Genomic DNA, 25,704 nt, shown 5'->3' with positions numbered 1-25,704 from the left:
ACGCTCGACTCTAGCCGGTTTATCACCCGATCGGGGCCTTTTCGCTCCTGTGGGCGACCAAGTTGTTGCGCTGCGTGTCCGGGTCGATGGGTCCGCTCCACATCTTGCTGGGTTTAACCTGAACCCGGTACCGGCTGTTGCGCGAATGTTGGACGTGAGGACCTCTCTGGTGGCTGACTCACCCGCACCGGCACCACCCGGCGCCCCCGACCGGCCGTCCGACGGCGACCTCGTCGAACGGGTCTCGACCGGCGACCGGGTCGCGTTCGGTGAACTCTACGACCGGTACGCGCGACCGGCGTACTCGCTGGCCCGGCGTGTCTGCGTGGACGCCGACCTGGCCGAGGACGTGGTCCAGGAGGCATTCCTCTCCCTCTGGCGCAACCCCCGCGGCTACGACCGGGCGCGCGGCTCCTTCGGCACCTGGCTGATGACCGTGGTGCACCACCGCGCGGTCGACGCGGTGCGGCGGGAGAACACGCAGCGCAAGAGGAACGTGCCGCTGACCGACGAGTTCTCCGAGCGGGACGTGCCGCCCGCCTCGGGCGCGGACGAGGAGGCGTTGACCGGGGTGGTGGGCGCGGAGGTGCGCGCCGCGCTGCGCGGGCTGCCCGAGGACCAGCGCCAGGTGATCGCCCTGGCCTACCTCGGCGGCTACACGCAGGCCGAGGTCGCGGCGCTGACCGGCATCCCCCTGGGCACGGTCAAGTCGCGCACGTTCGCCGCGATCCGCAGGCTGCGCACGGCGCTGCGGTCGGCATGGGTTGGGGAGACCGGCGGCGAGGCGCCTGGTCGGACGACGGGAGCACAGCGGTGACCGGGGAACGGAGGGACGACCGGTGCCCCCACGAAGAGCTCGCGGTCGGGTTCGCGGTGCACGCGCTCGAACCGGACGAGGAGGCGCGGCTGCGCGACCACCTGCCCGGGTGCGAGCGGTGCCGCGAGATGGTTCGGGCGACCGAAGAGGTGACCGCGGCCGTGGGCGCCACCGTGCCCCAGTACGACCCGCCGCCGCGGCTGCGGGCCCGGTTGATGGCCGCCATCGAGGACGTGCCGCAGGAGAGGGTCGCCGAGGTGGTGCCGCTGGCGCCACGACGCGCCGACCGCCGGTGGCGACGCGCGCTCGTGGCGGCGGCCGTGGTCGTGGGGTTGGTGGCGGTCGGCGCGGTGGGTGTGCGGCTGAACCGGCTCGGTGACGAGGTCGCGGCCCAGACCGAGCGGGCGAACCGGCTGGAGGGCGCGCTGGGGCGGGCGGTCGACCCGGCGACGGACCGGGTGGTGCTGCGCACCCCCTCCGGCGAGGCGGTGGCCGTGCTGCTGTCGGCCCGGGACGGCGCGACGGTGGTGCCCACGCACCTGCAGAACAACGACCGGGCCGGCCAGACCTACGTGGTGTGGGGCGCCAGCACGCCGGAACCGGTGCCGCTGGCCGCGTTCGACGTGACCGGCAACGGCGTGGTCGTGCCGTTGGAGGGGTGGACGGCCGACGCGCACAAGCACACGCTGTTCGCCCTGTCCGTCGAACCCGGCCGCACGATGCCCGCCAAGCCGAGCGACGTGCTCGCAGCCGGCCAAGTCGCCTCCGCGTGAGAGCGCGATGGTTCATGATGTGCGCATGAGCACTCAGCAGCGCGAAGACGAGGTCGAGGCGACCGGGTTCCGGCACCGGTTCCGCCGCAACCCCGCGCTGAACCTGACCTACCGCGTCGGGGTCGGCGTCGTCGGCGGGCTGGTGCTCGTCGCGGGCGTGGTGATGATCCCCTACCCCGGTCCGGGGTGGCTGGTGGTGTTCGCGGGGCTGGCGATCCTGGCGACCGAGTTCGCCTGGGCCGGCCGGCTGCTGCGGTTCGCCAAGCGCTACTACGACGCGTGGGTGGCGTGGCTGAAGCGGCAGCACGTCGCGGTGAAGGCGCTGGTGCTCGTCGCCACCGGCCTGGTGGTCGCGGTGACCTGCTGGCTGCTCGGCGCGTTCTCGCTGGTCGGCGGCTGGTTCGGGCTCGACTGGGCCTGGTTGGGGAGCCCGATTTTTGGTTCTCGCGGATGATGTTGTAGGGTATGACCACACCGCGAGAGCGGGGGACGGAAAACCGAATACGGGCGATTAGCTCAGCGGGAGAGCGCTTCGTTCACACCGAAGAGGTCACTGGTTCGATCCCAGTATCGCCCACAGGATGTTTTACCAGGTCAGCGGCTCGTAGACGATCATCGTCTGCGGGCCGTTTTCCGTTCCGGGGAGCAACTGGGGAGCAAAAGATCTTGACCTCCTTCGTGACTCCGAAGAGGTCACCAGATCTCATGGCCGTTCTGCTCCCAACGCTCCTGGAGCCGGGACAGCATGATGTCGATCATCGGCTGCGTGACATGGGAGTAGACGCCCATGACGCCGCGGAACTTGTGGCCGATGCGCTTGTGCTGCAACACCTCGGGCACGCCGTCCTCGATCAACCACGTCTTGTGCGTGTGACGTAGGTCATGGAAGTGCATGTCCGGCTTGATCGGCGGCCAATCCAGCTGCTCGTCACCTGTCAGCGCCGGTACCCAGACGCGGCGGCGGAAGTTGGAGCGGCGGTGCAGGCCGCCGTCGATCCCGGTGAAGACGAACCGGGCGCCCGGCTTGCGGCGGCGCAGCTCGGTAAGTAGTTCGACGAGGAACTTGGGCAGGTGCACCGTGCGGACGCTGGCCGGTGTCTTGGGCGGCCCGAGTTCCAGCCGGCCGCGGTTCTCGTGCAGGGCCCCGTCCTTGGCGTCGACGCGGATCTCCCCCTTGTCCGTGTCGACCCGTTCCCACTGCAGCCCGGCCAGTTCACCCCAGCGCAGGCCCGTGTACGCCGCTGTGACGATCAGGACGGCGTTGTCGGCCGCGACGCGGCCGGCCAGCGCGGCCACTTCGTCGGCGTCGGCGTGCGGCCGCTCGGGTTGATCACCGGTGTTGAGCCTGAGCTTCCGGCACGGGTTCGCCCCGATCAGACCCTCGTCGACCGCCTCGCCCAGGATCATCGACAGCAACCCGACCACATCGGCCACGCTGCGCTCACCCAGTGACCGGCGCAGCGTCTTCGCCCAGGTCTTGATCACCATTCTGGACAGGTCGCCCAGCTCGGTTTCCGCGAAGCGCGGCAGGATGTGGTTGCGCAGGTGTGAGTTGTAGGTGTTCCAGGTGACGCTGCTGACGTGGTGCGCGTCGAGCCACTGGCGCACCCACTCCCCCAGCGTGGTCTGCGCCAGCCGGGGGTCGACGAACTGCCCCCGGCGCTTGTCCGACTCCACGTCCGCGGCCCGGTTGACCGCCTGCTCGCGCGTGGCGAAGCCCGTCTCGGTGAACAGCGACCCGTCCGGCAGCCGGTACCGCACCCGGAAACCGTCCCCGCGTTTCTCGACCCATGCCATGGCAACCGCTCCTTTTCTCGAATGTCGGCCCCTAAGCGGGCGAACGGACACATTGACGCTCCATGTCCGCAGGAGCGCAACGGATATGTGTTCAGCGGCACTGGCGCCTGAACGAGCGCACGTGCGCATGCCCCGAAGGCTGCCGTGCGGGACGGCTGCCACGTTGCACAATCGCACGGAGGTCGGCCCCCGAAAAGCGCAGATGCTTCCCGACGAAAGTGCACGGGATGTTCTGCCGGCTGGCCATTCGGCGCAACCACGACTCCCGGACGGCCAGGATCCGCGCCGCCTGAGCAGGGGTGTGGAGCAGACGATCAACATCATCCTCCTGCTCCTCGACGGAGCCAGCGCCATCGGGCAACACCACCGCCGAGTCGTCGATCCTGCCGGTGAGCTCGGTCTTCCGTCGCAGGTTCAGGTCGTTCCGCTGCGGGTTGGGATCGTGGTGCATCCGCGCCTCCACCGGTGGCGGGCGTCGCCGGTGCGCGACACCGTCTACACTTCTGAACTCCGAGAAAAGGCCCCTCCGGGGACAGACGACCGCAAGATCGTTGAGCTTTACCGATCCAGGGTCACTGCACCGTGAATGCGGCGACTGACGAACGGAGCGGGCGTCGAAGTCGCGCATCAGTCGTCCGTCAACATTTAAGCCGACATTTGTTTCATCTCGAACGAATTCCACCGAAGTCTCGTCACCACAAGTCTGGAACCTCCGGCGCGCCGGACTGCCGGCACACCTCGATGACGCCTCTCCGGCCGTCGCGACCGGTCCAGGATGTGGAAGCCCTCCCCTTTCGTTGAAACCACGGTTACGTTCACCACGTCGTGCCGTGTTCATCGGTCGGGGAGGTTCGTCGATGCCGGATATTAGGAACCGGGACGTCATCCCGTTGCGCACCGCGACCTGGACGTGGTTCCTGATCTCGTTGCAGACCTTCGGCGGCCCGGTCGGCCAGATCGCGGTCATGCAGCGCACCCTGGTCGAGGAGAAGCGCTGGATCGGCCAGCAGCGGGTTCCTGCACGCCCTGAACTACTGCATGCTGCTACCCGGCCCGGAGGCCCAGCAACTGGCCATCTACGTCGGCTGGCTGCTCAACGGCCGGCGCGGCGGGCTGATCGCGGGCAGCCTGTTCGTGCTGCCCGGCATGCTGGCGCTGCTCGCGCTCTCGGCGATCTACGTGGCCTTCGGCGACACCACCGCCGTGCTCGCGGTCTTCGCCGGACTCGCGCCGGCGGTGGTCGCCATCGTCGCCCAGGCCGTGGTCCGGGTCGGCAAGCGGGCCCTGCACCACCCCGCGCTCGTCGCAATCGCCGCCGCCGCGTTCGCCGCCCTGGCGCTGTTCGCGATCCCCTTCCCCGTCGTCATCGCCGCCGCGGCCCTGATCGGGTGGGCGCTGGGGCGCTTCGCCCCGGCCACCACCGGCTCCGGTGGCGGCCACGGCAGGGCCGGCACCGACGAGCGGGCACCGCTGATCCCCGACGACACCCTGCACCATGAGCAGCCCTCCGCACGACGCGCCCTGGCCGTGCTCGGCGTCGGCCTGCTCGTCCGGGCCGCCCCGGTGGTCGTGGTGGCGTTGTCCACCGGTGCGGGCAGCACGCTCACCCAGCAGGGCCTGTTCTTCTCCGGCACCGCCGTGGTCACCTTCGGCGGCGCCTACGCCGTGCTCGCCTACGTCGCCCAACGCGCGGTCGAGGTCTACGGCTGGCTCTCCGCCCGGGACATGGTGCGCGGCCTCGCGCTGGCCGAGTCCACCCCCGGACCGCTGATCATGGTGGTGCAGTTCGTCGCGTTCCTGGGCGCCTACCACCACCCCGGCACCCTCGACCCATGGGGCGCCGGCGTACTCGGGGCACTGCTGACCACCTGGGTGACCTTCGTGCCCTGCTTCCTGTTCATCCTGCTCGGCGCCTCCTACATCGAGCGCCTGCGGCACAACCTGGCCGTCTCCACCACCCTGACCGGCATCACCGCCGCCGTCGTCGGCGTGATCGCCAACCTGGCCCTCTACGTCGAGTTCCGGCACCGCCGTCGCCGCGCCCGTGACGAACGGCAGGACGTCCGATGTCGCCAGCAGGGGAAGGACCGCGCCGACGGTTTCCGCGAGCGCGGGCGGCGGCTGATCGTGCACCGCCTGCGACCGCTCCCGGGAACGCAGTTGGTGCAGGCCGTCCAGGCGCCCGGCGGTGGTGCGCAGGAGGTGTTCGTCGGTCAGTCGCGTCAACGCTATCCGGTAGTCGCCGTCGGCGAGCTCCAACGCACGCTGCACGTCGCGCAGCTCCGGCGTGGCCCCCCAACGGTGCGCAGTGGAGGCCAAGGCCAGGACGCGCAGCTCGGTCTCTCGACCGTGGCGAGCACGGGCGCGGACCTGCTCGGCCACCACGTCGGTCAGCCTGCGCCCGCGGGTGAGCAGGTGCGTGAACTCCAGCGTGAGGCAGTGCGCGTGCTCGTAGGCGTCGCGCCAGTGCACCGCGGTGGTCTTACCGGCGTCCAATAGTCCTTTGTGGATCTCCGCGGCGACCTCTTCGTCCAGGGAGACGGCCACGGCGGTGCAACCGGGCAACGTCTCCAGCGACACGAGGTCTTCACTGCGCACCGACCCGAGCAACACCGTCCCCGGCTTGCCCGCCAACCGGCGTTGCAGCGAATCCCACGCCTGCGCCGCCCCTTGCCCCACGGCATCCACGACCAGCCCCACCGGCGTCCTGGTCGACGGCCGGGCTGCCAGGATCAGCCTGGCCAACGCCTCCACATCGGCCTCACCGAGGCGCCGGACGCGGTACCACACGGCATGTCGGGTCGCGTACGCCGCCGCCCACATCACCGTGGACTTGCCCACCCCAGACGGCCCGGTAACCAACACGGCCTCGCCTCGGTCGATCGCGTCCACCACATCGCCTGTCAGCAGGGGACGGGGCGCGGGCAGGCCCGCGACGATGTGCCCGGGCTGCACGTCCAGCCCCTCGTAGAAGCCCGGACCGGACAGGGAGTGGCGAAGTCGACCGGCTCGCAGGCGCCCGACGTCAACGCCTGCTCCAGCGCGTCGAGATCGATCAGCGCAACCGCATCGGTGACGACCGACTCGATTCCGGTGCGGTCCACGCCGACGCGGTCCGACCAGTCGACTGCGGCGTTGGTGTCGACGCACCCGGCGATCACATCGCGCAACGCCAGCACCACCGATTCGGCCGCAGCCGTCGGCAGCCGGTAGCGGTCGGCAACAGCACGGCGCACCTCGTCCGCCGCCTGCCGCCACGGCAACACGTAGAAGCAGACGATGTCGCAGATCGACCCGATGTCGGCCTCGGACACCTTGAGGACGTGCAGCTCGGCCAGCAGGGACCGGCGCAACGGGTCGGTGTCGGGCCACTCCCCCAACGTCATACCCCAGTCCGCGGACCGGTGGCCGTCGACCGGCCGTTCCAGCACGAGCGCCAGGCGGTGCTCCTCGGCGGCCACGTCCCGCCGCGCCGCGTGCGCCCGGAACATGTGCAGCAGGAACGAGGCCACCTTCGCGACCGTGAAGTCGCCGACCTTCTCCTGCCGGGACTTCACCTGCCACTTCCGCGCGCCCTCGCAGGAGAGGTCCTCGAACTCCTCGGGCACGATCCGGTCCACCGCCAACTGCCCGGTCAACACCCGACCGCACAGCCACGCCCCGACCAGATCCTGGAAGTGGAACCCCCGCACCGCCCGGGGACCGGAACGACTCCTGCTCCACAGCCGTTCCGGTGAGTCGACGACCACCGCGACTTCGTCCCCGGCCGCCTCACGAGGCCGGTCGATCCCGGTCCGGGGCTTGCGCGCAGACCTGGTCATCTGCGGAACCTACTCCCTTGAACCCGTCCGAGGCCGTGCTGCTCACCCGACGGGGTGATCCGCGTTGCTCTCAGTCACCACCTCGGTACGGCCCGTCAACACGTCCCGACCTCGGCGGTTAAAGTCCCGGCGTGGCCACCGAAGGAAGCACCAGGGCTGTCGTCACCGCGATGTTCGCCAACCTCGGCATCACGGCGACGAAGTTCGTCGCGTTCCTGCTCACCGCCTCGTCGTCGATGCTGGCGGAATCGGTCCACTCCCTGGCCGACACCAGCAACCAGGCCCTGTTGCTGCTGGGCGGCAAGCGGGCGAAGCGGGCGCCCACGCCGGAGCACCAGTTCGGCTACGGTCGCGAGCGCTACGTCCACGCCTTCATCGTGTCCATCGTGCTGTTCAGCGTCGGCGGTCTGTTCGCCCTCTACGAGGCGTAGCACAAGTGGCACGACCCGCACCCGATCGCCTCCTGGCAGTGGGTGCCGATCGCGGTCCTGCTCGTGGCCACGACCATGGAGGGCTACGCGCTGCGCACCGCCGTCGCCGAGTCCAACCGCATCCGCGGCAGCCGCTCGTGGGCGAAGTTCGTCCGCACCGCCAAGGCCCCCGAACTGCCGGTCATCCTGCTGGAGGATCTGGGCGCGCTGCTCGGGCTGAGTTTCGCCCTGGTGGGCGTCGTGATGACCCCAGATCACCGGGCAGGGCCGCTGGGACGCCGCCAGCACCGCCATGATCGGCCTGCTCTGGTCGTCATCGCCGCAGTCCTGGCCGTGGAGACGAAGTCCCTGCTCATCGGCGAGAGCGCCGGCCGCGACCAGCAGGCCGCGATCATCGCGGCGCTGACCGGTGAGGGCGTCGACTCGGTCATCCACCTGCGCACCTTGCACCTGGGCCCCGAGGAACTGCTCGTTGCGGCCAAGATCGCCGTTGGCGCCACCGACAGCGCCGCCGACGTCGCCCGGACCATCGACGCCGCCGAGCGGCGCGTCCGCGCCGCCGTCCCCATCGCCCACCTCATCTACCTCGAACAGGACCTGCGCCGTCCCGCGGGGTGACCGGGCACGGCGGGATCGCCCTATTGGTGCACCAGTCGTCCCGAGGGCAATACCGGGGACGAGAGCTCCACCCGAACCTGACGCGGAGGTGCTCGGGATGGGACTGCGCGATCACGAAGAACGCGAACTGGCACGGATCGAGCGGCAGCTGGCCCACGACGATCCCGCTTCGTCGCCCGACTCGGCCGCGCGCGCTCGTGGCTCCGCATCCCGCGCCCGGTGCTGCTCGCCTTGGCCCTGCTCGCCACCTACGTGCTGGGCCTGCTGGCGCTCATCGCCGGGGTGACCGCCTCCTCGGTGACCCTGATCGTGCTCGGCGCCCTCGTCACCGCCGCCTTCCCCATCGCGGTGGCGACGCGTGCCTGGCGCGACCGACGACGCTGAGCAGCCGACCAACCAGCGCCGTCCGCGTACGCCCCGTCCGGACACCGGTCTCCACCGCAGGCGCTCCCCACCACCGGGACCCGACCGCTTCTCACAGCGCCGGGCGGACCAGCCCGGTCTCGTAGGCGTAGACGACCGCCTGGGCGCGGTCGCGGAGACCGAGCTTGGTCAGGATGCGGCTGACGTGCGTCTTGACGGTCTGTTCCGCGAGCACCAGGGTTTCGGCGATCTCGGTGTTGGACCGGCCGGTGGCGATCAGGACCAGCACCTCGGTCTCGCGTTCGGTCAGCCCGTTCGGCGCGGCACCGATCGGGACCCGATGGGTGCCGAGCTGGGCGAACTCGGTGATGAGGCGCCTGGTGACCGAGGGCGCGAGCAGGGCGTCACCGGCCGCGATCACGCGTACGGCGTGGCGCAGGGTCGTGGCCGGGGAGTCCTTGAGCAGGAAGCCGCTGGCGCCGGCTCGCAACGCCCGGTAGACGTACTCGTCCAGGTCATAGGTGGTCAGCACCAGCACCTTCGCGGGTACGGTGCCCTCGTTCGCCGGGGCCTCCATGATCCGCCGGGTGGCTTCGAGCCCGTCGAGGACGGGCATCCGCACGTCCATGAGCACCACGTCCGGGCGCAGTTCGGCCGCGAGGCGGACGGCGTCGTGGCCGTCGGCCGCCTCGCCGATGACCTCGATGTCGGGGTCGATGGCCAGCAGGACCACCAGTCCTTCGCGCACCAGTGCCTGGTCGTCGGCGACCAGCACCCGGATGGTCGTCATCGTTCCTCCTCCAGCGGGAGCACCGCGGTCACCCGGTGACCGCCGTCCCCGGTCGCGCCGACCTCCAGCTCACCGCCCAGCACCTCGACCCGCTCGCGCATCCCGCGGAGCCCGTGACCACTGCCACCGCGGCCGATCGAGGAGACCGTGGTCCCCGTCGACGCCGGTCCGTTGCGCACCGCCAGCCGCAGTTCGCCGGGCCGGTAGTCCACCTCGATCCGCACCCGTGAACCGGGGGCGTGCCGCATCGCGTTGTTGAGCGCCTCCTGGACGATCCGGTACGCGGACACCTCCACCCCCGGCGGCAGCGGCCGCGGTCGGCCGGTCACCTCGGTGGTCACGTCCAAGCCGGTGTCGCGGGCGGTCGCGGCGAGGCCCGGGAGGTCACGCAGGGTCGGCTGCGGCGCCAGCTCCGCCTCGGCGTCGTCCGCCCGCAGCACGCCAAGCACGCGGCGCAACTCGGTCAGCGCGTCCCGGGCGTGGGCCCCGATGAGGGCGAAGCCGGCGGTGAGCGGTTCGGGCGGGTCGGCGACCCGGTGCGGTGCGGCCTCGGCCTGGATCGCGATCACGGACATGTGGTGGGCGAGCACGTCGTGCAGTTCACGGGCGATGCGGCTGCGTTCCTCCAGCACGGCCCGCCGGTCCTGCTCGCGTGCGGTCAGGCGCTCCTGCTCGACCAGCCGCCGCCGGGCCTGCCCGAGACCGCGCAACGCGCCGACCGCGATCAGCACCGCGGCCGACAGCACGGCCATCTCGACCAGGTCCTGCTGGTCGTAGCCCGGTGGTGTGCGCTGCGCCAGGACCGCACCGGCCAGGAGGGTCAGCCCCCACATCTCCACCAGCACCCGGGGACCGGCGCGCCACCCCGCCAGGCCGAGTACGCCCAAGTGGGCCGGTACCGCCGAGTCGGCCCACACCGGGGCCGTCCCACCATCCCGAACCAGCTCGCTGACCAGCACGGACACCACCAGCGACAGCCACAACCCGGCCATCGGTCGGTACAGGCACAGCACCAGCGGCAGACCTTGCAGCACACCGACGAACACCGCGAGGACCAGCGAGCTCACCTGTCCCACGGCCACGCCGCCGGCGACCCCGGACACCGCCGCCCCCAGAAACACCACGACGTGCGGTGACCACCACGGCCAGGCACCCGGCGGGTGCGACAACCGGACCACGGGCCACCGGCCCAGGTCCCGCGCCAACACCAGCGGGGCCCTGGTCACCCGTGCCACACCCCTGCGCAGGTGTTCCGCCGAGCCCCCCACCCCGATCCCTCCCGTGCTCGCCGTGACCAGGTCATCCTGCCGCAGGCAACCGCCCTTCACCGCCCGGTAGCCGGAAGAAGATCATCGGGTTGCGGTCACCGCGGTGGATCGGATCGGTCAACCCGAACCGGCCCCGCAACTGCATGATCCTCTGGTGCACGTCCGGCGCGGCCGACGGCGCCGCGGTGAAGCAGCCGAGCCCCCGTGCGGCGAGCCAGTCGAGCACCACCTTCCCCTCCCGCGACGGACGCGGGCGGCCGAACGCGGAGCGGCGGAACACGTCGTGCACGCTCACCGCCGTACCCGGCGCCAGCCGGGGCAGCACCTCCGCCAGGTACCAGCGGGCGAAACGGGCGCTGTGCTCGGCGTCGATGAACAGGTACCCGGCTTCCGCCACCCAGTCCGCCGGCAGCGCCCGCGCGTCCCCGGCCCGGAACTCCCAGCGGTCACCTGCGAGGTCCGGCGGCACCAGGGAGGCGGCGTTCGCGACGCGGTCCAGGGTGAGCAGCCGACCGGTGCCGTTGTCCCGCAGGGCCCGGAGGATCCAACTGGTCGACCACCCGTCCAGCGCACCGATCTCCACCACGAACGCCGGGCGCCTGGACCGGATCAGCAGGTAGGTCAACTCGGCCTCCACGTCGTCGAGCTGGGCGCGCGCACCGCGTCCGTGCAGGACCCGCTGCTCCTCTCGCACCACCCGCAATGCCTGCTCGTACCGGGTGTACAGCTGGACGACACCTTCGATGTCGGTCACCGGTGAGCCCGGGTTGCGTGCCGTGGTCATCAGGTCCTCCGCCCGTTCGGTGATCAGGACGAGCGAAAGCTATGGGCCCTCCGGGGTAACCGGCGTCCCACCGCGGTGCTCACTTCGACGTAGCTCCCCCGTACCCCTTCCCCAGCACCGGGAGCGCGAGGTTCTCGTGCTCGTCGCGACCGGTACGTCCAACGAGCGAACCGACTGTCCTGGCCGGATCACCCAGAGGCGGACCGCGCTCGTCCGCGACGGGTTCCCCGTTCCGGGAGCGGAAGCATGCCTGGCCGCGAAACGATGATCACCTCGGAGACACCGGGGAGTTCCAGGAGGGCGCGTCGCGTCCGGTCGTGGTGCTCCACGGAAGCCGATTCGTCGTAGATGAACACGACGAGTTCGCGGTACCGGTCGACCTCCTTGAGGTAAGCCACGGAGTCGACCATCACCTGCTGCTCGACTTCCTTGAACTCACCGGCGCGGCGGACGTACTTCACCTCGATCAGGACCCCGAGGCCGGGGATCCCGAAGTCCGCCCGGTAGCTGCTGTGACCGATCTTGGGCAGGGTTTCCTCGTCGACCAGGTCGTCGAAGACGGGCCGCAGCATGATCCAGAGGATGTCCTGGACCTCTCGTTCGGCGGTGATCTTCCACCGGATCGGGTGTTTCACGCCCTCCCGGTCCCACCTCCAGCGGAGCAGCGCGGCTTCGAAGCGGGAGAGCACCGCGCCGACGTGCGACGGACGGGGCACCAACCGCGAGGCGGTGGCCCCGATCACCGTTTCCGCCACGTGCAGCAGCAAGGCCGCCCGCGGCGCGTCGAGTTCCCCGGGGTCGGCTCGGAGCAGTGCTCCCGCCGCGCGTTCCCGCAGCAGGTGGGCGTGCTCGGCCGGGTGCGCGAGCACGGCGGTGCCGGAGTCGGTCATCCACACCCGCACGGCCAGTTCGTGGTCCTCGGCGGCGCTCGGGTCACCGAGGACCACCGGGGTGTCCGTCAGGTCGGCGAGCACGTGTCGCAGCAGCAGGTCCTGGCTCGCGTCGACCGGGTCGAGACGGGGGTCCTCCAACATCCGCCTCAGCCACGCCGGGAAGTCGGGGGCTTCCTCCCGGACTGCTTCCGCGGCCAGGCGGACGCCGAGCAGGACGCGGACGTCGTAGATGAAGCTCAGGCGATCACCGGGGAACGGGTTGCGGGCCGTCAACCTGTGCAACCCCTCCGCCATGGTGGTGCGGTGCGGGCCGGCCGCGGACGGGTCGTCCGTCACGGCGTAGCCGAGCACCGCCAGACCAGCCGGCGTGCCGAGCAGGTGGGGGTTTTCGCCCGTCCACTCGTCGATTCCCGAGGTGACGCGCCACTCGATCCCGGCTCCACCGCGCAGGACGTGGTGCGCGAAGAGCCCGTCGAGGTTCCCGGGGCGGTTGGCAGGCTGCACGTGGGCGCGGAGTGCGGCGAGCTGCCCGCCGATCGCCACCGACACCGCGTCGGGTTCCGGTGCGCTCACAGGAACCACCTGCTCCACTTCAGCTTGGTGAAGATGATGTCGGAGTTCCAGTTCGTCACCTGGCGCAGCCTGCCGAGCAGTTCGGCGATGAGGCTGGAGTAGAGGATGGTGACCGGGCTGGTGTTCGGGAAGGGGCGGCGCCACGACATGGCCGTGAACCGGAAGACCTGTTCGGCCAGGTACTCGAAGTTGGCGAAAGTCGACTCCGGGTGCAGCTTGAGCAGGAGCGGCCTCGGCGCTCCTTGGAGATTGCTCTTCATCTCCCTGGGCCCCTTGACCGTCACCAGCAGCTCATAACGGCTGATGGGCACTGCGTACCCGCGTGCCGGCACGAACTTGCCCTTGCCGCGCGGCCCCTCCCCGATGCCCGCCGAGTTCCGGTCGAGGACGAGCCAGGAGTGCTGCTCGCTCACGGTCACGAAGGCGAACTCGACGCGCGCGTAATCCGCGGCCATGCCCTCGACCAGTCGCTCGACCGACTCCTTGATCGACTGCACCTCCCTGTTCTTCAAGGGCTTGAAGACGTGGAAGATCAGCCTGATGACGTCGTCCGCGCGCCAGCCGTTGCGTTCCCCGACCTCGGTGATGCAGACACGCAACGCCTCCAGCAGTTCCCGCGGGTACTGCTCGTAGGTCGCCTCCCTGGACGCGTTGGACACCAGGTAGCGCCCGTCGGAGCTGAAGACCGTGGTGATGCCGACGAAGCGTTCGCGGTCTCCCATTCGGTCCTCGACGAGGTGTGCGCTGCCGATGCCGAACACCAGCTCCTGCACCGTGGAATGCCCCGGCACGTTGATGGCGAACGGTGTTCCGCCCAACTTCGCGTAGCAGGCCAACGCCATGGTGCTGAGCAAGTGGGCGATGTTCCCGCTCGTGATGTTCTCCACCTGGAACTCCTGGACCGGCACTCCCTGCCCCATGAACGTCGACTTCGACACCAGGTAAGGACTGTGATTGCCGGTCAAGTGCTCCTGCGTGGCACTGGTGACCACCATCGCCAGGTCGATCCGCCGGTTCTCTTCGAGGGCTTGGCGGCAGGCCCGGCGGTACGCGGTGGCGTCTCGCACGTCCCCGTCGAAGGTGGTGAAGCTGAAGGTGCAGCCGGTGAGCCGGAACTTCCGCACGAAGCCCTGGGGGTAGGCGCTGGAACCGCGGACACCGTCGCGGAAGCTGTCCGTGAAGCTTTCGACGACCTTGCGGAACCGGCTGGGCACGACCACGGCGATGTGCGGCGACTTGGGCTTGAAGGACACCGAGTCCAGGGGGCCGAACCTGGTCAGACCGTGATCCGGCCACTGGTGCGTCTTGTCGCCGCCCTGGTCGAACGCGAACGTCGGTTCGGACAGCCGGAGGATCTTCCTCCCCCCGCCGTTCGTTATCCGAAGAGGCCTGCCGATCACGGCTCGCACCCCTTGGGCGATGTCCAACGGTCCCAGCTTGACCAACGCTTCGGCGACGCGCGCGGTGTCGGTCAGGCGGTTCTCGGCACTGATCAGGGTGGACATCTTCTCTTCCAGGACCGTGGCGACTCGCGGGTACGCCTGCCCGGTGAGCGTCCGCAGCACCAGGTCGAAGTTCGCCTGGTCCGGCTCGATCCACGTCTCCGCCGAGTCGACCTCCACCACGCCGTCGCGCGTGCGCACCACGAGGCGATCACCGGAAACCGCGGACACCTGCCCCAGCAGCTTCCGCCGCGCGGTCGGGTCCTGCGACGGCCAGCACCGGAACGTGGGCGACTCGGCCAGGACGTAGCGCCCCTTCACCTCGACACCGAGGCCGACGAGGTCGCGGACCGACCAGTCGATTTCGCGCCGGGCCTTCAACCCGACCACGATCCCCGGCGACCTGTTCGGTCCACAACGACGGACGTCCAATTCGTACACGGGGTAGACGTGCAGCCCGTCGGCACCACCCCCGCCCGGCGCTCCTTCCAGGAGGTCGCGTCCGGGGAGACGGGAGATGAGCTGCACGGGGTCCTCCCCGCGCAGCAAGTAGTCCCACTTCTCGGTCAGCACCCGCACCAGCCGGGCGTGGACCAGACGGGTCGCGACCCGCAGGTCGGGCCCCGCCGTGCCGATCACCGAACGTTCTCCGACCGACTCGGCTCCCGGCAGGAGCGGGACGCAGACGATCCGCCCGCCGTCGCGCACGACCACGTGCGTGGACTTGAGCCGATCCCTGAGCCCGGACAACTGCTCGGACGACTCGTAAGGGAGGACACCGGCCTCGAACGCCTCGCCGTCGAAGCGGATCGGGAGGTAGTTGAACACCAACTCAGGCCCTCGGCCGGCACTCGCCGCCGAGGGTGGACGATCACCCGAGCTACGCATCAACCGAGGTTACGACGACGCTCGGCGAATCCGCACGCGCTACACGCCCCGTGTCCAGCAGCGATGTCATCGGCGACAGAGACATCCTGTCGGCGTCGCCGGTTCCGGAATGGACCGAGACCACATAATCATGAAAGGTACTTTTCGCTCGAAGCGGACGCTGATGACCGGCGAGGTCCACGAAGGAGCGGTTGAGCGGTGATCCGGTGGGGTAGCCGAGCAGCGCAAGGTCATCGACCACCAGGAGGGTGACGTGATCGGGTTCATCGTCGCGGGGTTGATCATCGGCGCGCTCGCCCGACTGATCAAGCCCGGCAAGCAGAACCTCGGTATCGTGGCGACGCTGCTGCTGGGGCTGGTCGGGTCCGTGATCGGCGGCACCATCGCGAACCTGCTCGGCACGGGCGACATCTTCGAGCTGAACGTGCTGGGCTTCATCATCGCCGTGATCGCCTCGGTGCTGCTCATCGGCGTGGCGGAGGCCATCGCCGGGGGCCGTCACCGCACCAGCGTGAGGTAACCACCGACCACAACGTCCAACGGCCCCGCCACCTCCAGGTGGCGGGGCCTTCTGCACTTGGCACTCGTGCCACTGCTGTTGAGGGCAGATCCGGGACATGGCCGCAAGGACGTCGACCCGAAGTCCACGTCTCATGGAGCGGCAGGACCGGACGCCGGGAGAGTGGCCGGGTCCTGGTCTGCCAGCAGTTCGGCGACGGCGTCGGCCAGGTGGTCCGCCTCCGCGTCCCACATGAGCACGCGAACCGCCCCCCGGCGGTACCTCGACGGCACGTCGGGCGCGGTCGACCGGTCGCCTGCCAGTACGAGCAGGACGGGCTTGTCCGGGGGAAGGCGGTTCAACCAGGCGAACAGGTCGCGCGTCCGCCCACCGACCCGGCCCGTCAGCACCTTCACCTCGACCACGACGGTCCTGTCACCCGCGGCGACCATCGCGTCCGCGCCCACACCGTCGAAGCTCGGGTCCGCGAGCACTCGCCAGCCCGCTCTGGCGGTCTCCCTCAAGGTGTGCAGGACATGCCGTTCGAACAGCCGGGGGGCGACCCGGCGCAGCTTGGCCAGTTCGGCCACGACCGCCGCACCCCGCACGCGGACGGCGGTCCGGTCCTCCTCGGCCGGCCGCCCCCCGGCCGCGGCTTGGCGCGCCGCCTCGGCGATGTGGGACAACTCCTGGGCCAACCGCGGCTCCAGCACCCCTCGTCGCTGAAGCAGTTCCATGATCTCTTCCGGCGCCAGGTCGGCACCGTCGAGCGGGTACAGCAGCCCGGCCAGGACGTCCTCGATCTCCCTCCACAGCACCACCAGGTCCGAGGTGCTGGCCACCTCGTGCGGTGGCGCGGTGTGCACGGGCTCCCGGTGGTCCAACCCGTCCTCGAACGCGCTCATCCCCACGTCGGAGCTGGCCTGCCGCACCGTGCGGGTGACGATCTCCTGCACGTTGGTCAGCGAAGCGGCCACCGGCACCACCCGCTCACCGGCGTCCAGCGCCTCGGTGAACGCCGTCCGCGTCCACAGGTAGCCGACCAGGAAACCCGCGGGGGCGAAGAACGCCATCGCCCCCGCGGCGACCGCCGTACTGCCGGGGGCCGGTCCCAGCGCCGCGCCCAGCGTTCGACTCAGCCGACCGAACCAGGTGGCCAGGCTGTTCAACTCGATCAGACCCAGCGCGATGATGATCTTGACGATCCAGTCGGAGACCTGCTCCAGGTTGGTGTTGCCCGCGTACACCCGCTGCGCCGCGACCGGCGAGTTCTCCACTCGACGCGGGATGCCGAACACGAACCCCACCAGCGCCCCCACCGACGCCGCCGCCAAGCTGACCAACAACCCCACCGCCACGGCCTGCAACACGTCGGCCTGCGCGAGTCCGTAACAGACGACGCCGAGGCCACCGAGTCCGAGCGCACCGACCGCCGGCCACAGCAGTGCCGAGTACGGGGTCGATAATCGTGGCTTCCCGCGCATGAAGACCTCCTCACGGCCGTTGTCGCAAGGAGGCTGCGTTCCGTTACAGCCGACCCGCCGATAGATGAGCCACGGTGCCCCATACCATGGAACGACTCGAGAGGTGTTCACCTCAGTCTCCGATAAGCCGGGTTCTCCATCTATGATCTAGACAGGAACAAGCAGAAACAAGAAGGAGGAGACGTGCGCGCAGAGCCGACTGACGACGAGAAATTCGCCTTTGCGCTCGTCAAGGCCGAACTGGGGGTCGACGTGGACCCGACAGGAGAGCAGATCGAGCCGGGTCATGTCGACGCCATCCTGAACTACCCCGACGGGCGGCAAGCAGCGATGGAAGTCACCATGCTGGTCGACAAAGACGAGCAACAGTTGTGGAAGCTGCTCAAAAAGCGCAATTACCGGTGGAAAGTTTCCGGCTCAAGCCTCTGGTGGCACGTGAGCGTTGGCGAACGAGTCAGGATCAAGGAGTTCGACCAGCACATCCAAGAAATCATCCAGGTACACGAGGCCCACGGCGTCACCAGAGCCGATCAGTGGCTCCCCCATTCGGTACGGGAAAGTTCTCCGGCACTTCGCTGGCTGAGCGACCAAGACATTGAGATCTGGGGACACGCGAACGATGTCACCACCGACCCCGATCGACCAGGACGACACGCCGGCGCCGTCACCGTCACACCTCGCGGACGAGGCGGGGCCGTACCGCACGCCGACGCCATCCCGGAGTGGCTGAACGCCGAAGCCGCAACCGAACACGGGCAACTCCGCAGCAAGATCGACAAACTTGCACGAACCGGCCTTGGCGAGCAGCACCTCTTCCTCGTGGTCGACTTCACCGGCGCGACCTTCGGCGTGGCATGGCTGGTCGCCGACGACGAGGAACTACCAACGACCGCGCCGCAACTCGGAGCCGTCACGCACCTGTGGATGACCCCGACCTCCGGGAAAACCTACCTGCGCTGGAATGCCTCCGACAACTGGGAACGCCTTTCGTTCCCGGCACTGAACGCGAAGGAACAGCAGAAACGCCTGCCAGAATGAGCAGAGGCACCGAGGACAGAGCAGGGTGCCGCGAACTCAAGCAACGTCTCATCCATGTCGTCCGGTGTCTTCAGCGGATGCGCAACCATGCCACCCGCCGTGTACCGGCGAAGCTCTGCCGGCACCCTTCCAGGCGCACTCTGTCCCCACCGGCCTCGACGGGCCACCTTGAAGCTCCGTCAACGGTGGCAACACCGTTGAGTGCGCCCCATAAGCGAACGCTCCTTGCCGATCACTCCCGTCGCTCCAGTCAGAGGTGTCCAGAAATTTTATACGAAGGGTTCACAGAGGCGGTGGAGCAAAACCATGATCATCACCGAATGGATCGTGTTATTCAAGGCGTCAACGTCATACTCGTAGTCCTTGGACAGTCGGCGATACTTACCCAGCCAGGCGAACAACCGCTCAGCCACCCACCTGCGCGGTACGAGCTCGAAGCGAGGAACCGACGACGGCGGCCTGTCGATCCGACCCCGGGCCCGGTCACCGCGGGAATGCCGGACGATCCGCACGGTGATCCCCATCGTCTCCATGCCCACTCGATGCGCCGTCGATCCCACACCGCCGACGAACTCGACTTCTTCCTGCACTTCTCCAACGCCCGACTCCACGTCGAGCCCGACCTGGACGAAGTCCACTCCGCCCTGCCCCAGCTCGGCACGCCCCGCACCGAGAACCGACGCCGCCACCGCGAGCAACACCTGGAACTGCTCACCAGCCGCACCGACCCCCTCGACGCCTTGTACCTCCACCGGCTCGGCATCCGCACCACCCCTGCCGACAAGCCGCCGATGAGAGCCGCCCCCGAACTGTTGCCGCTCATCGGCGAGCTGACCGCACGAGGCGAACCCGGCCGGCCCGCCCTGACCGCGACCCTGTTGTGCTTCGACGAAGCCGCCCAGCACCGCTGCGCGGCACACGGGTCAGGCGGGTACCCGAGCAACACCTCGGCATGCCCGGAGACGAACATGAAACGCCGGGACGCCACGTCGACTTCCCACGCCACGAGCCCCATGTCGGCGACGAGGCCGGTCAGGTCGGCGCCATCCGGTGCGGTCACGGCTGCTCCCCACTCAAGGAACCCCTGAGTCCGACCCTTTGCGAGGTCACCGCCGACCGAGCGACGGACACACGCGACACCGCGCCAAGCCTCGACCTGACCGTGGACAAGCGGATGTGACCAGCACACTTTGTCACATCCGGACAGACTACCGGCCCAGCTACCAGCGGATGCCCCGCCGGTCCACCTGGCGAGGACGGTGATCACGCCCGGTGCGGGCTCGACGATCTCGCGCCCAGGTCTCGCAACGCAGCGGTCAGGCTCGGCTCCCGTCAACCCCACGGCACGGCTCGCTCGACGACGTGGCGATCACCGACGTCCGCTGTCCACCGGGTGAGTGGTACCGGGCGTGTCGATGCGTAGCTGCCGTGAGCAGGCTCCGGAGCGGAGCCGACCGCCTCGACCACGCTCCGCGATCAGACCTGCCACGTCTTCGCAAGGAAGCACCTGGATACATCGACCCACATCGGCACCGCCGGTCCTGCGGCGCACGCAAGGGCCAGCACGGTACCGAACGGGAGGTACGGGGAACGTCGTGTCCTGGCCGGGGGCAGGCGGCCCGCCGGGCAGTGGTGGTGCGGCGGGCGCGGGTCGGGCGGGTGAGGCGGCGTGCGAGCAGGGTGATCGCGGCCCAGGTCAGAGCGGCCTCGCTGTGGGCCGGGAGCCTTTCGCAGTCCCTGACATTGCGGCGGGCGCGCAACAGCCAAGTCAACGACCTCTCCACCACCCAATGGCGGGGCAACACGATGAACCCGCGTGCGCCGGGCGGCCGGGTCACGACCTTGATCGTGATGTTCGGGAACGTCCTGGCCCACTGCATCAGCGCTCCGGCGTAGGCGGAGTCCGCCCAGACTGGGGTGACCTGCGGGTTGGTCAGCCGCAGCCGCCACAGCAGGTCGCGGGCCAGCTCCCGGTCGGGCACCTCGGCGGGCACGAACATCACGGCCAGCGGTCAGTCGCCCAGGTCGACCACCACTCCGCGCTTGCGGCCGTTGATCTTCTTGGCGGCGTCGTAGCCGCGGCGACCAGCACCGCGTCACGGGTGGTGGCGTCACCCATGTCGGTCACACCGCCGAACCACCACCGGTGTGACCGGTGGTCAGCGACCACTACCCGCGCTCCTTCGCCTTGCCGGCCCGCACCAGCCGTGTCTGCACCCGGACCTCCACGTCACGTCCGACCGAATGGGTGAGCCCAACGGCTGAGGGCGCGATGCGGACCGTGCCAACGGCTCCGGGCGATCACCTTCACGACTGGTCGGGAGACGGACGACGTTGGGAGCGCGTGCTCCGCCCGATTCGGCTCCAGCGCCTCCGGGCCGAGGGTAAGGCGGTCCACCCCGCGGCCGCACCGATCCACAGAGGGGCGTGCGAACCCGCCGCCACCGCCAAGGCGATCACTGCGACCAGCAACGTCGTGACGGTCAGGTAGAGGCGCCAGAAGTACTTGCCCAGCAGCAGGTCCAGCAGAGTCGTCATGGCGCCAGTCTGCACCCGGCTGACCTGCATCTTTACAGAAAATTACACTCAAGGCATGCCGGTTGCGCGAGGCTGGGCACAGCCGCTGTTACCCGAAGGACCGTTACGGACGCTCAACGAGGAACTGCACGCCCTGCATGCCCGATCCGGCTACCTGAGCAGCAGGAACATCGCCGAGCGGATCGCCGAAAGACCGGGTCTCCGCCCGATATCGCACACGACCGTCCGCAAGACGCTCACCGACCCGGGCTTGCCCAGGCTCAGCCATGTCATGGCGGTTATCTGCAGTTCATTCGATGGTGTCTGTGGTGTAGTCCACGTGTTCCAGTCCTAGGTAGACAGTTCGTCTTGGACGCTGTGACGGTCTGTCGTTGACGAGAGCGGTGGCGGTGCGGGTACAGCGGTTGGCCGGCGAGATGTCGGTGTCGTACACGGTGGTCGGTGAGGATGCTCTGCCGGTGGCGCCGATCGAGGCGTATTTGGTGCATCTGGTGGCTGCGGGCAAGGCGCCTGCGACGGTGAAGGCGTATGCGCAGGACCTGAAGGACTTGTTCGTCTGGCTTGGTCAGCGCGGGCAGGACTTCGCCGAGGTCGAGTTGGAGGACTTGGCGCAGTTCGTCGCGTGGTTGCGGCGGCCGGTGGAGTTGCGGCAGCCGGGCGTGTTCGTGCTGCCCGGCAGCCCGTCGGCGTTGGACGCGGCGACGTTGCTGCGCAAGCGGGCGACGTTGGCCGGGTTCTACCGGTTCCACGCCGTGCGTGGTTCGGCCAAGGCGGTGCTGGGAGGAGCGACACCGGGAGTGCGGCATGCGACGGGTGATTACCTGCCGGTGCTCGCGCACACGATGCGCGGACCGGTCGAGCACAGTCCGCTGCGCCTGCCCGCGGGCGGGAGGAAACGGCCGAGGGAGCTGTCCGACGACGAGGTCACGTTGCTGCAGGACGCCTGCCTGCGGTTGAGGGACCGGTTCCTGGTGACCCTGCTTTATGAGTCCGGGCTGCGCATCGGCGAGGCGCTCGGGTTGCGGCACGCCGACCTGGACCCGGCCGAGGAGGCCGTGCACGTCGTGCCGCGGGAGGACAACCCGAACCTGGCACGGGTGAAGGAGATGAAGGCCAGGTCGGTGCCGGTCCGTGGCTATCTGTTCCAGCGCTACGCCGACTACCTCGACGTCGAGTTCGGCGAGCTGGACAGCGACTTCGTGTTCGTCAACCTCTGGCGCGGGCACCGCGGGGCGGCGATGACCTACAGCGCGGTCGCCGACCTGGAGCTGCGGCTGCGCAAGCGCACCGGCGTCGACGACCTGACCTGGCACGCCCTGCGGCACACCTACGCCACCCGGCTGCTGCGCTCCGGCACCCCGATCGAGGTGGTCGCCGAGCTGCTGGGGCACGAGTCGACCGAGACGACGAAGTCGATCTACTCGCACCTGACCCTGGGCGACTACCGCCGGATTTTGACCGAGAGCGGCGTCCTGGACGGAGGACCGGTGGCATGACGGTCCCCGTTCCCGCGCACCGGTCCGGTCTGCTGGCGCTGCTGCTGCAGACCGTCCGCATGGAGTTCCGCGTCGAGGTGTTCCGACCGGACCCCGACGACCCCGTGTTCACCGCAGGTCGATGCCGAGTGCCGGCCTGCCGCCGCCCGCTGAACTACGGCCGTGTCGGGCTCTGCCCGATCCACCAGACGGCCTGGACCAGGGCGGGCAGCCCCGACATCGAGCAGTGGGCGCCGCTGCAGGGGCCGGGGCAACGCAACACCGTGAGCTTCCCGGCTTGCCTGGTCGAGGGCTGCAACCGGGCACGGGGGCACATCGGCCTCTGCGCCCGGCACCGCGGCTTCTGGGCCAAGGCGGGACGACCGGACGCGGCCGCGTGGGCGGCCGGGATCACCTACACGCCGTCGATTCGCGGGGAGGCGCCCTGCCGGTTCGTCGGCTGCGAGCGCAACGCCGACTTCAAGGCCGGGTTCTGCGCGGGCCACCACGCCCGCTGGAAGACGGCGGGCAAGCCCGACGACCTGCAGACCTACGTCACCTGCGCCACCGGCCGCGGCGAGCCGATGCTGGACATGCGCGGCCTGTCCCAGCAGATCCGGCTGGAGCTGGGCCTGGGGCTGCAACGCCGCGCCGATGCCGGTGACCGCCGCACCTGCCTGCGGGCGATCCAGCAGGCTGTGACCTGGATCCGGGAAAGCCAGGTCGCCAGCATGCTCGACCTCGACGACGACGCCTGGCGCAAGCAGGCCAAGGGCCCGTCGGGCAAGCGGGGCACCAACAGCGCGCTGACCTTCGTCACCGACATCCGCTACCACCTCGAAGCCCTGCTCGCCGGCGGCGCCTGGGAACGCGAATACGACCGCGACACCTGGGACCTGCGCAGACTGGGACGCCTTCCGGAGAACACGCCCCGCTACCTGCGATTCACCTCGATTACGCAGCCCTGGCTACGGGCGCTGGCCAAGCGCTGGGCCCGGCGGATGATCACCACCAAGAGCGCCACCGGCAGCCTGGTCGCGCAAGTGCGCTACTTGGGCAAGTTCGCCGAGTTCGCCGCGGGCGGGCCCGACGACTGCACCGAACCCGAGCGGTTGACCCGACAGTTGCTGGAGGCGTGGTTCGCCTCGATGGACGAGGAACAGGTCCACGTCGCCACCCGCAAACACCGGATCAGCGCGGTCAGCGTGTTCCTTTCCACCGTCCACCGCCTGGGCTGGGAGGAACGACTGCCCCGCACTGCGGTCATCGTCCCCGGCGACGGTCCGCCGGCGCCGCCGTCCAAGCCCCGCTTCCTCAGCGAAGTGATCATGAGTCAGTGCGAGGACGACGCCAACCTGACCAGGTTCCCCGACCCGCAGGACGAGCTCGTCCTGCGCATTGTCATGGCCTGCGGGCTGCGGTCCAAGGACGCGATCCGGCTCCCGTTCGACTGCGTCGTCCGCGACGACGCGCGAGCCCCCTACCTGGCCTGGGTCAACCACAAAGGGCAGGGGCGCGTCGCGTTCTTCCCCATCGTCGACAAGCTCGTCACGCTGATCCACGCCCAGCAGGACCGGGTCCGCGCACGCTTCCCCGCAGGCTGCGAGCTGCTGTTCCCCGCCGGACCGACAACCCCCACGGCCGCAAACCGATGCCCCGCGGCACCTGGGTCGAGCACCTCAACACCTGGCTGGCGACCATCGAGCTGGTCGACGAACTCGGCGACCGCGTCCACATCACCCCGCACCAGTTCAGGCACACCCTGGGCACCCGCCTGATCAACAACGACGTCCCGCAACACGTCGTCCAGAAGCTGCTCGACCACATGTCACCGGCCATGACCGCCGTCTACGCCCGCCTGCACGACAAGACCGTCCGGGAGAAGTGGGAGAAGGCCGTCACCGTCAACTCCCAGGGCGAGATCGTCCGGGTCACCGAGAGCGACCCGCTCAGCAACGCCGCCTGGACCCGCATCAGCCTCGGCCGGGCCAAGCAGACCCTGCCCAACGGCTACTGCGGTCTGCCGCTGATCCGCAACTGCGAGCACGCCAACCCTTGCCTGACCTGCCCGATGTTCCTCACCGCCCCCGAGTTCCTGCCACACCACCGGGAACAGCGAGGCCGCACCCTGAAGATCATCGAAACCGCCAAGGCCGCCGGACACATCCGCATCGCCGAGAAGAACACCAAGATCCTGGACAACCTCGACAACCACCTGCGAGAGCTGCGACGACGGCGAAGTCGTCTTCGGCGGAAAGATCATCCAACTCGATGACCCGAGCTGACAACACCCACCACCTCGCCGCCGCCACCGCCAAACGCAGCGCCGACGCCCGTCAACGGGCCGAGAAGGCCCTGCTGGAGCTGCGCATATCAGGGCGACCGGTCACGGTCGCGGCGCTGGCCACGGCCGCGGAGGTCTCCAGGTCATGGCTCTACACCCAGCCCGACCTGCTCTCCGGGCTCCGTGAGCTCACAGGACGACGGCCACCGGCACCACGATCCGCCGCCACGACTGAACGCTCTCTCAAGGTCCGCCTGGCGGCGTCACTGAGCGCGAACGAGAAGCTCCGCGCCCGCGTCCAGGTCCTCACCGAGCAGAACGCCGCGCAGCAACGGCAGCTCGAACAGGTCTACGCCGAGCTGCGCCGCCTGCAGACGACGACACCGCGACGGGAAGGCGACTAAGCCGATCGGCGCACGACAAAGCGACGGTGGTCGGGCTCCCTGCAGGAGCCCGACCACCGCCTTGATCCGCTTCGACATCACCGGTCACCCCTGTTCTATCTGAGGCCCGGCGACCGTCGAGCGCGTCGAGGACCCGCCACCCCGATCTCATGGCCCGAGGCTGGGCGGAGGACCCTCCTGCAAGAACGAAGCGCAGCTTCGCACTTGGTGAGCCGCGTTAGCTCGGCTCGTCAATGAAGACGGGCCCGTCGTCCAAAAACATTAAACGCCCCCGGTGAGAGGATGATCACTTCTGGGGTGCTTCTCTTGACTTTCGTCGCGATGCCGGTCTCGGGCATGCTTTGTCAACCGCTCGGCGACCGCCGAGCGCGTCACGGATCCGCCGCCTCGATCTCCTGGCCCGAGGCTGGGCGGCGGATCCCTGTTAGACGAGGGATGCCCATGGCGGATACCGCCACGGGGTCGAACGACCCCGCCAAGAAGTCCACGCGCTCGTCTCAGAAGAGGTCGGCGCCGACGTCGGCGAACACGCCGACCCTCGGAGCTCGCTGGCAGGTTGCTGGCGCGACCCGGGTCACCGACGACCTTCTCCGCAGCCTGCCGCTGGTCGCGATCATCGGCCTCGTCGTGCTGGCCAAGTGGAATCCGGGCGACGTCCAGTCCCTGGCCGCCGTCGTCGCGTCGATCCTCTACCTGCCTGGTCGCGCCCCGAGGGGCGTCTGAC

Annotated in this window: 27 protein-coding genes, 1 tRNA gene and 2 pseudogenes; 17 read left to right on the top strand and 13 right to left on the bottom strand. The window is 69.3% G+C overall.

The annotated features are described in order from the left end of the window. Positions 1-169: 169 nt before the first annotated feature. The 4 genes from EKG83_RS14635 to EKG83_RS14620 all read left to right on the top strand — a co-directional run bounded on the left by EKG83_RS14635 (position 170) and on the right by EKG83_RS14620 (position 2,167). On the top strand, positions 170-817 hold the full coding sequence (locus EKG83_RS14635; protein ID WP_033435347.1) for an RNA polymerase sigma factor: 648 nt from the start codon (positions 170-172) through the stop codon (positions 815-817). Then, positions 814-1,590 carry an anti-sigma factor gene (locus tag EKG83_RS14630; RefSeq protein ID WP_051766946.1) on the top strand — a complete coding sequence of 259 codons (777 nt, stop codon included), beginning with the start codon at positions 814-816 and terminating at the stop codon, positions 1,588-1,590. Before EKG83_RS14635 ends, EKG83_RS14630 begins: the two co-directional genes overlap by 4 nt. A 25-nt stretch (positions 1,591-1,615) precedes the next feature. After that, entirely contained in the window at positions 1,616-2,044 is a 429-nt protein-coding gene (locus tag EKG83_RS14625) for a TIGR02611 family protein (protein ID WP_051766947.1), read from the top strand. A 51-nt stretch (positions 2,045-2,095) separates the two neighbouring features. Next, positions 2,096-2,167, top strand: a tRNA-Val gene (locus tag EKG83_RS14620). 116 nt (positions 2,168-2,283) lie between these two features. On the opposite strand, the gene EKG83_RS14615 is transcribed toward EKG83_RS14620, so the two are convergent. After that, complete coding sequence (locus EKG83_RS14615; RefSeq protein ID WP_033435349.1) at positions 2,284-3,387, bottom strand: site-specific integrase; 1,104 nt, start codon at positions 3,385-3,387, stop codon at positions 2,284-2,286. A gap of 91 nt (positions 3,388-3,478) precedes the next feature. Beyond that, the gene (locus EKG83_RS49575) at positions 3,479-3,838 is read right to left on the bottom strand and encodes a helix-turn-helix domain-containing protein (protein ID WP_153278097.1); all 360 of its coding nucleotides are present in this window, start codon (positions 3,836-3,838) and stop codon (positions 3,479-3,481) included. A gap of 406 nt (positions 3,839-4,244) precedes the next feature. Here EKG83_RS49575 and EKG83_RS49570 point away from each other — a divergent pair. Beyond that, positions 4,245-4,349, top strand: a pseudogene (locus tag EKG83_RS49570) (hypothetical protein); the annotation flags it as partial. A gap of 55 nt (positions 4,350-4,404) precedes the next feature. Then, on the top strand, positions 4,405-5,886 hold the full coding sequence (locus EKG83_RS14605) for a chromate transporter (protein WP_228122869.1): 1,482 nt from the start codon (positions 4,405-4,407) through the stop codon (positions 5,884-5,886). 404 nt (positions 5,887-6,290) lie between these two features. On the opposite strand, the gene EKG83_RS14600 is transcribed toward EKG83_RS14605, so the two are convergent. Beyond that, entirely contained in the window at positions 6,291-7,208 is a 918-nt protein-coding gene (locus EKG83_RS14600) for a hypothetical protein (protein ID WP_153278096.1), read from the bottom strand. A 131-nt stretch (positions 7,209-7,339) separates the two neighbouring features. Between EKG83_RS14600 and EKG83_RS49395 the strand changes: the two genes are divergently transcribed. From EKG83_RS49395 to EKG83_RS14585, 3 genes are all read left to right on the top strand, one after another. Beyond that, on the top strand, positions 7,340-7,639 hold the full coding sequence (locus EKG83_RS49395; RefSeq protein WP_322746668.1) for a cation diffusion facilitator family transporter: 300 nt from the start codon (positions 7,340-7,342) through the stop codon (positions 7,637-7,639). A gap of 42 nt (positions 7,640-7,681) precedes the next feature. Next, positions 7,682-8,257, top strand: coding sequence for a cation diffusion facilitator family transporter (locus EKG83_RS49390; RefSeq protein ID WP_322746667.1), 576 nt, complete (start codon positions 7,682-7,684; stop codon positions 8,255-8,257). A gap of 219 nt (positions 8,258-8,476) precedes the next feature. Further along, positions 8,477-8,641, top strand: a complete 165-nt coding sequence (locus tag EKG83_RS14585) for a hypothetical protein (RefSeq protein WP_153278094.1) — start codon at positions 8,477-8,479, stop codon at positions 8,639-8,641. A gap of 91 nt (positions 8,642-8,732) precedes the next feature. Here the strand turns inward: EKG83_RS14585 and EKG83_RS14580 are convergent, their stop codons facing one another. From EKG83_RS14580 to EKG83_RS14555, 6 genes are all read right to left on the bottom strand, one after another. Further along, entirely contained in the window at positions 8,733-9,410 is a 678-nt protein-coding gene (locus EKG83_RS14580) for a response regulator (protein ID WP_033435351.1), read from the bottom strand. Beyond that, the gene (locus EKG83_RS14575) at positions 9,407-10,636 is read right to left on the bottom strand and encodes a sensor histidine kinase (RefSeq protein ID WP_211269299.1); all 1,230 of its coding nucleotides are present in this window, start codon (positions 10,634-10,636) and stop codon (positions 9,407-9,409) included. Before EKG83_RS14575 ends, EKG83_RS14580 begins: the two co-directional genes overlap by 4 nt. Positions 10,637-10,709: 73 nt before the next feature. Further along, positions 10,710-11,462 carry a class I SAM-dependent methyltransferase gene (locus tag EKG83_RS14570; protein WP_051766949.1) on the bottom strand — a complete coding sequence of 251 codons (753 nt, stop codon included), beginning with the start codon at positions 11,460-11,462 and terminating at the stop codon, positions 10,710-10,712. A gap of 188 nt (positions 11,463-11,650) precedes the next feature. Continuing rightward, positions 11,651-12,928, bottom strand: coding sequence for a PD-(D/E)XK nuclease domain-containing protein (locus EKG83_RS14565; protein ID WP_033435352.1), 1,278 nt, complete (start codon positions 12,926-12,928; stop codon positions 11,651-11,653). Then, positions 12,925-15,198 carry an argonaute/piwi family protein gene (locus EKG83_RS14560; protein WP_153278093.1) on the bottom strand — a complete coding sequence of 758 codons (2,274 nt, stop codon included), beginning with the start codon at positions 15,196-15,198 and terminating at the stop codon, positions 12,925-12,927. Before EKG83_RS14560 ends, EKG83_RS14565 begins: the two co-directional genes overlap by 4 nt. A 52-nt stretch (positions 15,199-15,250) precedes the next feature. After that, on the bottom strand, positions 15,251-15,499 hold the full coding sequence (locus tag EKG83_RS14555) for a hypothetical protein (RefSeq protein WP_153278092.1): 249 nt from the start codon (positions 15,497-15,499) through the stop codon (positions 15,251-15,253). A 12-nt stretch (positions 15,500-15,511) separates the two neighbouring features. Between EKG83_RS14555 and EKG83_RS14550 the strand changes: the two genes are divergently transcribed. Next, entirely contained in the window at positions 15,512-15,778 is a 267-nt protein-coding gene (locus tag EKG83_RS14550) for a GlsB/YeaQ/YmgE family stress response membrane protein (protein WP_033435354.1), read from the top strand. 131 nt (positions 15,779-15,909) lie between these two features. Here EKG83_RS14550 and EKG83_RS14545 read toward each other — a convergent pair whose 3' ends face one another. Continuing rightward, positions 15,910-17,241: a hypothetical protein gene (locus tag EKG83_RS14545; protein WP_153278091.1), complete on the bottom strand. Its 1,332-nt coding sequence runs from the start codon at positions 17,239-17,241 to the stop codon at positions 15,910-15,912. Between the two features lie 183 nt (positions 17,242-17,424). Here EKG83_RS14545 and EKG83_RS14540 point away from each other — a divergent pair, with 183 nt between their 5' ends. Then, positions 17,425-18,279, top strand: a complete 855-nt coding sequence (locus EKG83_RS14540) for a hypothetical protein (RefSeq protein WP_033435356.1) — start codon at positions 17,425-17,427, stop codon at positions 18,277-18,279. A gap of 349 nt (positions 18,280-18,628) precedes the next feature. Here the strand turns inward: EKG83_RS14540 and EKG83_RS14535 are convergent. The 3 genes and pseudogenes from EKG83_RS14535 to EKG83_RS14525 form a co-directional block, all read right to left on the bottom strand. Beyond that, positions 18,629-18,710 (bottom strand): annotated as a pseudogene (locus tag EKG83_RS14535) (IS5/IS1182 family transposase); the annotation flags it as partial. 885 nt (positions 18,711-19,595) lie between these two features. Continuing rightward, entirely contained in the window at positions 19,596-20,279 is a 684-nt protein-coding gene (locus EKG83_RS49565; RefSeq protein WP_153278090.1) for a transposase, read from the bottom strand. 307 nt (positions 20,280-20,586) lie between these two features. Further along, positions 20,587-20,817 carry a hypothetical protein gene (locus EKG83_RS14525; RefSeq protein ID WP_153278089.1) on the bottom strand — a complete coding sequence of 77 codons (231 nt, stop codon included), beginning with the start codon at positions 20,815-20,817 and terminating at the stop codon, positions 20,587-20,589. Between the two features lie 55 nt (positions 20,818-20,872). On the opposite strand from EKG83_RS14525, the gene EKG83_RS14520 reads away from it, so the two are divergent. From EKG83_RS14520 to EKG83_RS14500, 6 genes are all read left to right on the top strand, one after another. Continuing rightward, entirely contained in the window at positions 20,873-21,151 is a 279-nt protein-coding gene (locus tag EKG83_RS14520) for a hypothetical protein (RefSeq protein ID WP_153278088.1), read from the top strand. Between the two features lie 37 nt (positions 21,152-21,188). Further along, positions 21,189-22,313, top strand: a complete 1,125-nt coding sequence (locus EKG83_RS14515; protein ID WP_228122616.1) for a tyrosine-type recombinase/integrase — start codon at positions 21,189-21,191, stop codon at positions 22,311-22,313. Next, positions 22,310-24,070 carry a tyrosine-type recombinase/integrase gene (locus tag EKG83_RS47705; protein ID WP_033436059.1) on the top strand — a complete coding sequence of 587 codons (1,761 nt, stop codon included), beginning with the start codon at positions 22,310-22,312 and terminating at the stop codon, positions 24,068-24,070. The genes EKG83_RS14515 and EKG83_RS47705 overlap by 4 nt, the downstream gene beginning before the upstream one ends. Further along, positions 23,983-24,567, top strand: coding sequence for a tyrosine-type recombinase/integrase (locus tag EKG83_RS14510; RefSeq protein WP_228122867.1), 585 nt, complete (start codon positions 23,983-23,985; stop codon positions 24,565-24,567). The genes EKG83_RS47705 and EKG83_RS14510 overlap by 88 nt, the downstream gene beginning before the upstream one ends. Then, positions 24,564-24,980 carry a DUF6262 family protein gene (locus EKG83_RS14505; RefSeq protein ID WP_033435779.1) on the top strand — a complete coding sequence of 139 codons (417 nt, stop codon included), beginning with the start codon at positions 24,564-24,566 and terminating at the stop codon, positions 24,978-24,980. Before EKG83_RS14510 ends, EKG83_RS14505 begins: the two co-directional genes overlap by 4 nt. Positions 24,981-25,421: 441 nt before the next feature. Then, a complete protein-coding gene (locus EKG83_RS14500; RefSeq protein WP_153278086.1) occupies positions 25,422-25,703 on the top strand; it encodes a hypothetical protein in 282 nt (93 codons plus the stop codon). The last annotated feature ends 1 nt before the right edge of the window (position 25,704 follow it).

Source organism: Saccharothrix syringae (assembly GCF_009498035.1).
Classification (GTDB): domain Bacteria; phylum Actinomycetota; class Actinomycetes; order Mycobacteriales; family Pseudonocardiaceae; genus Actinosynnema; species Actinosynnema syringae.
Note: the sequence above shows the minus strand (reverse complement) of the source record. Positions and strands in the feature narration are given on the sequence as shown.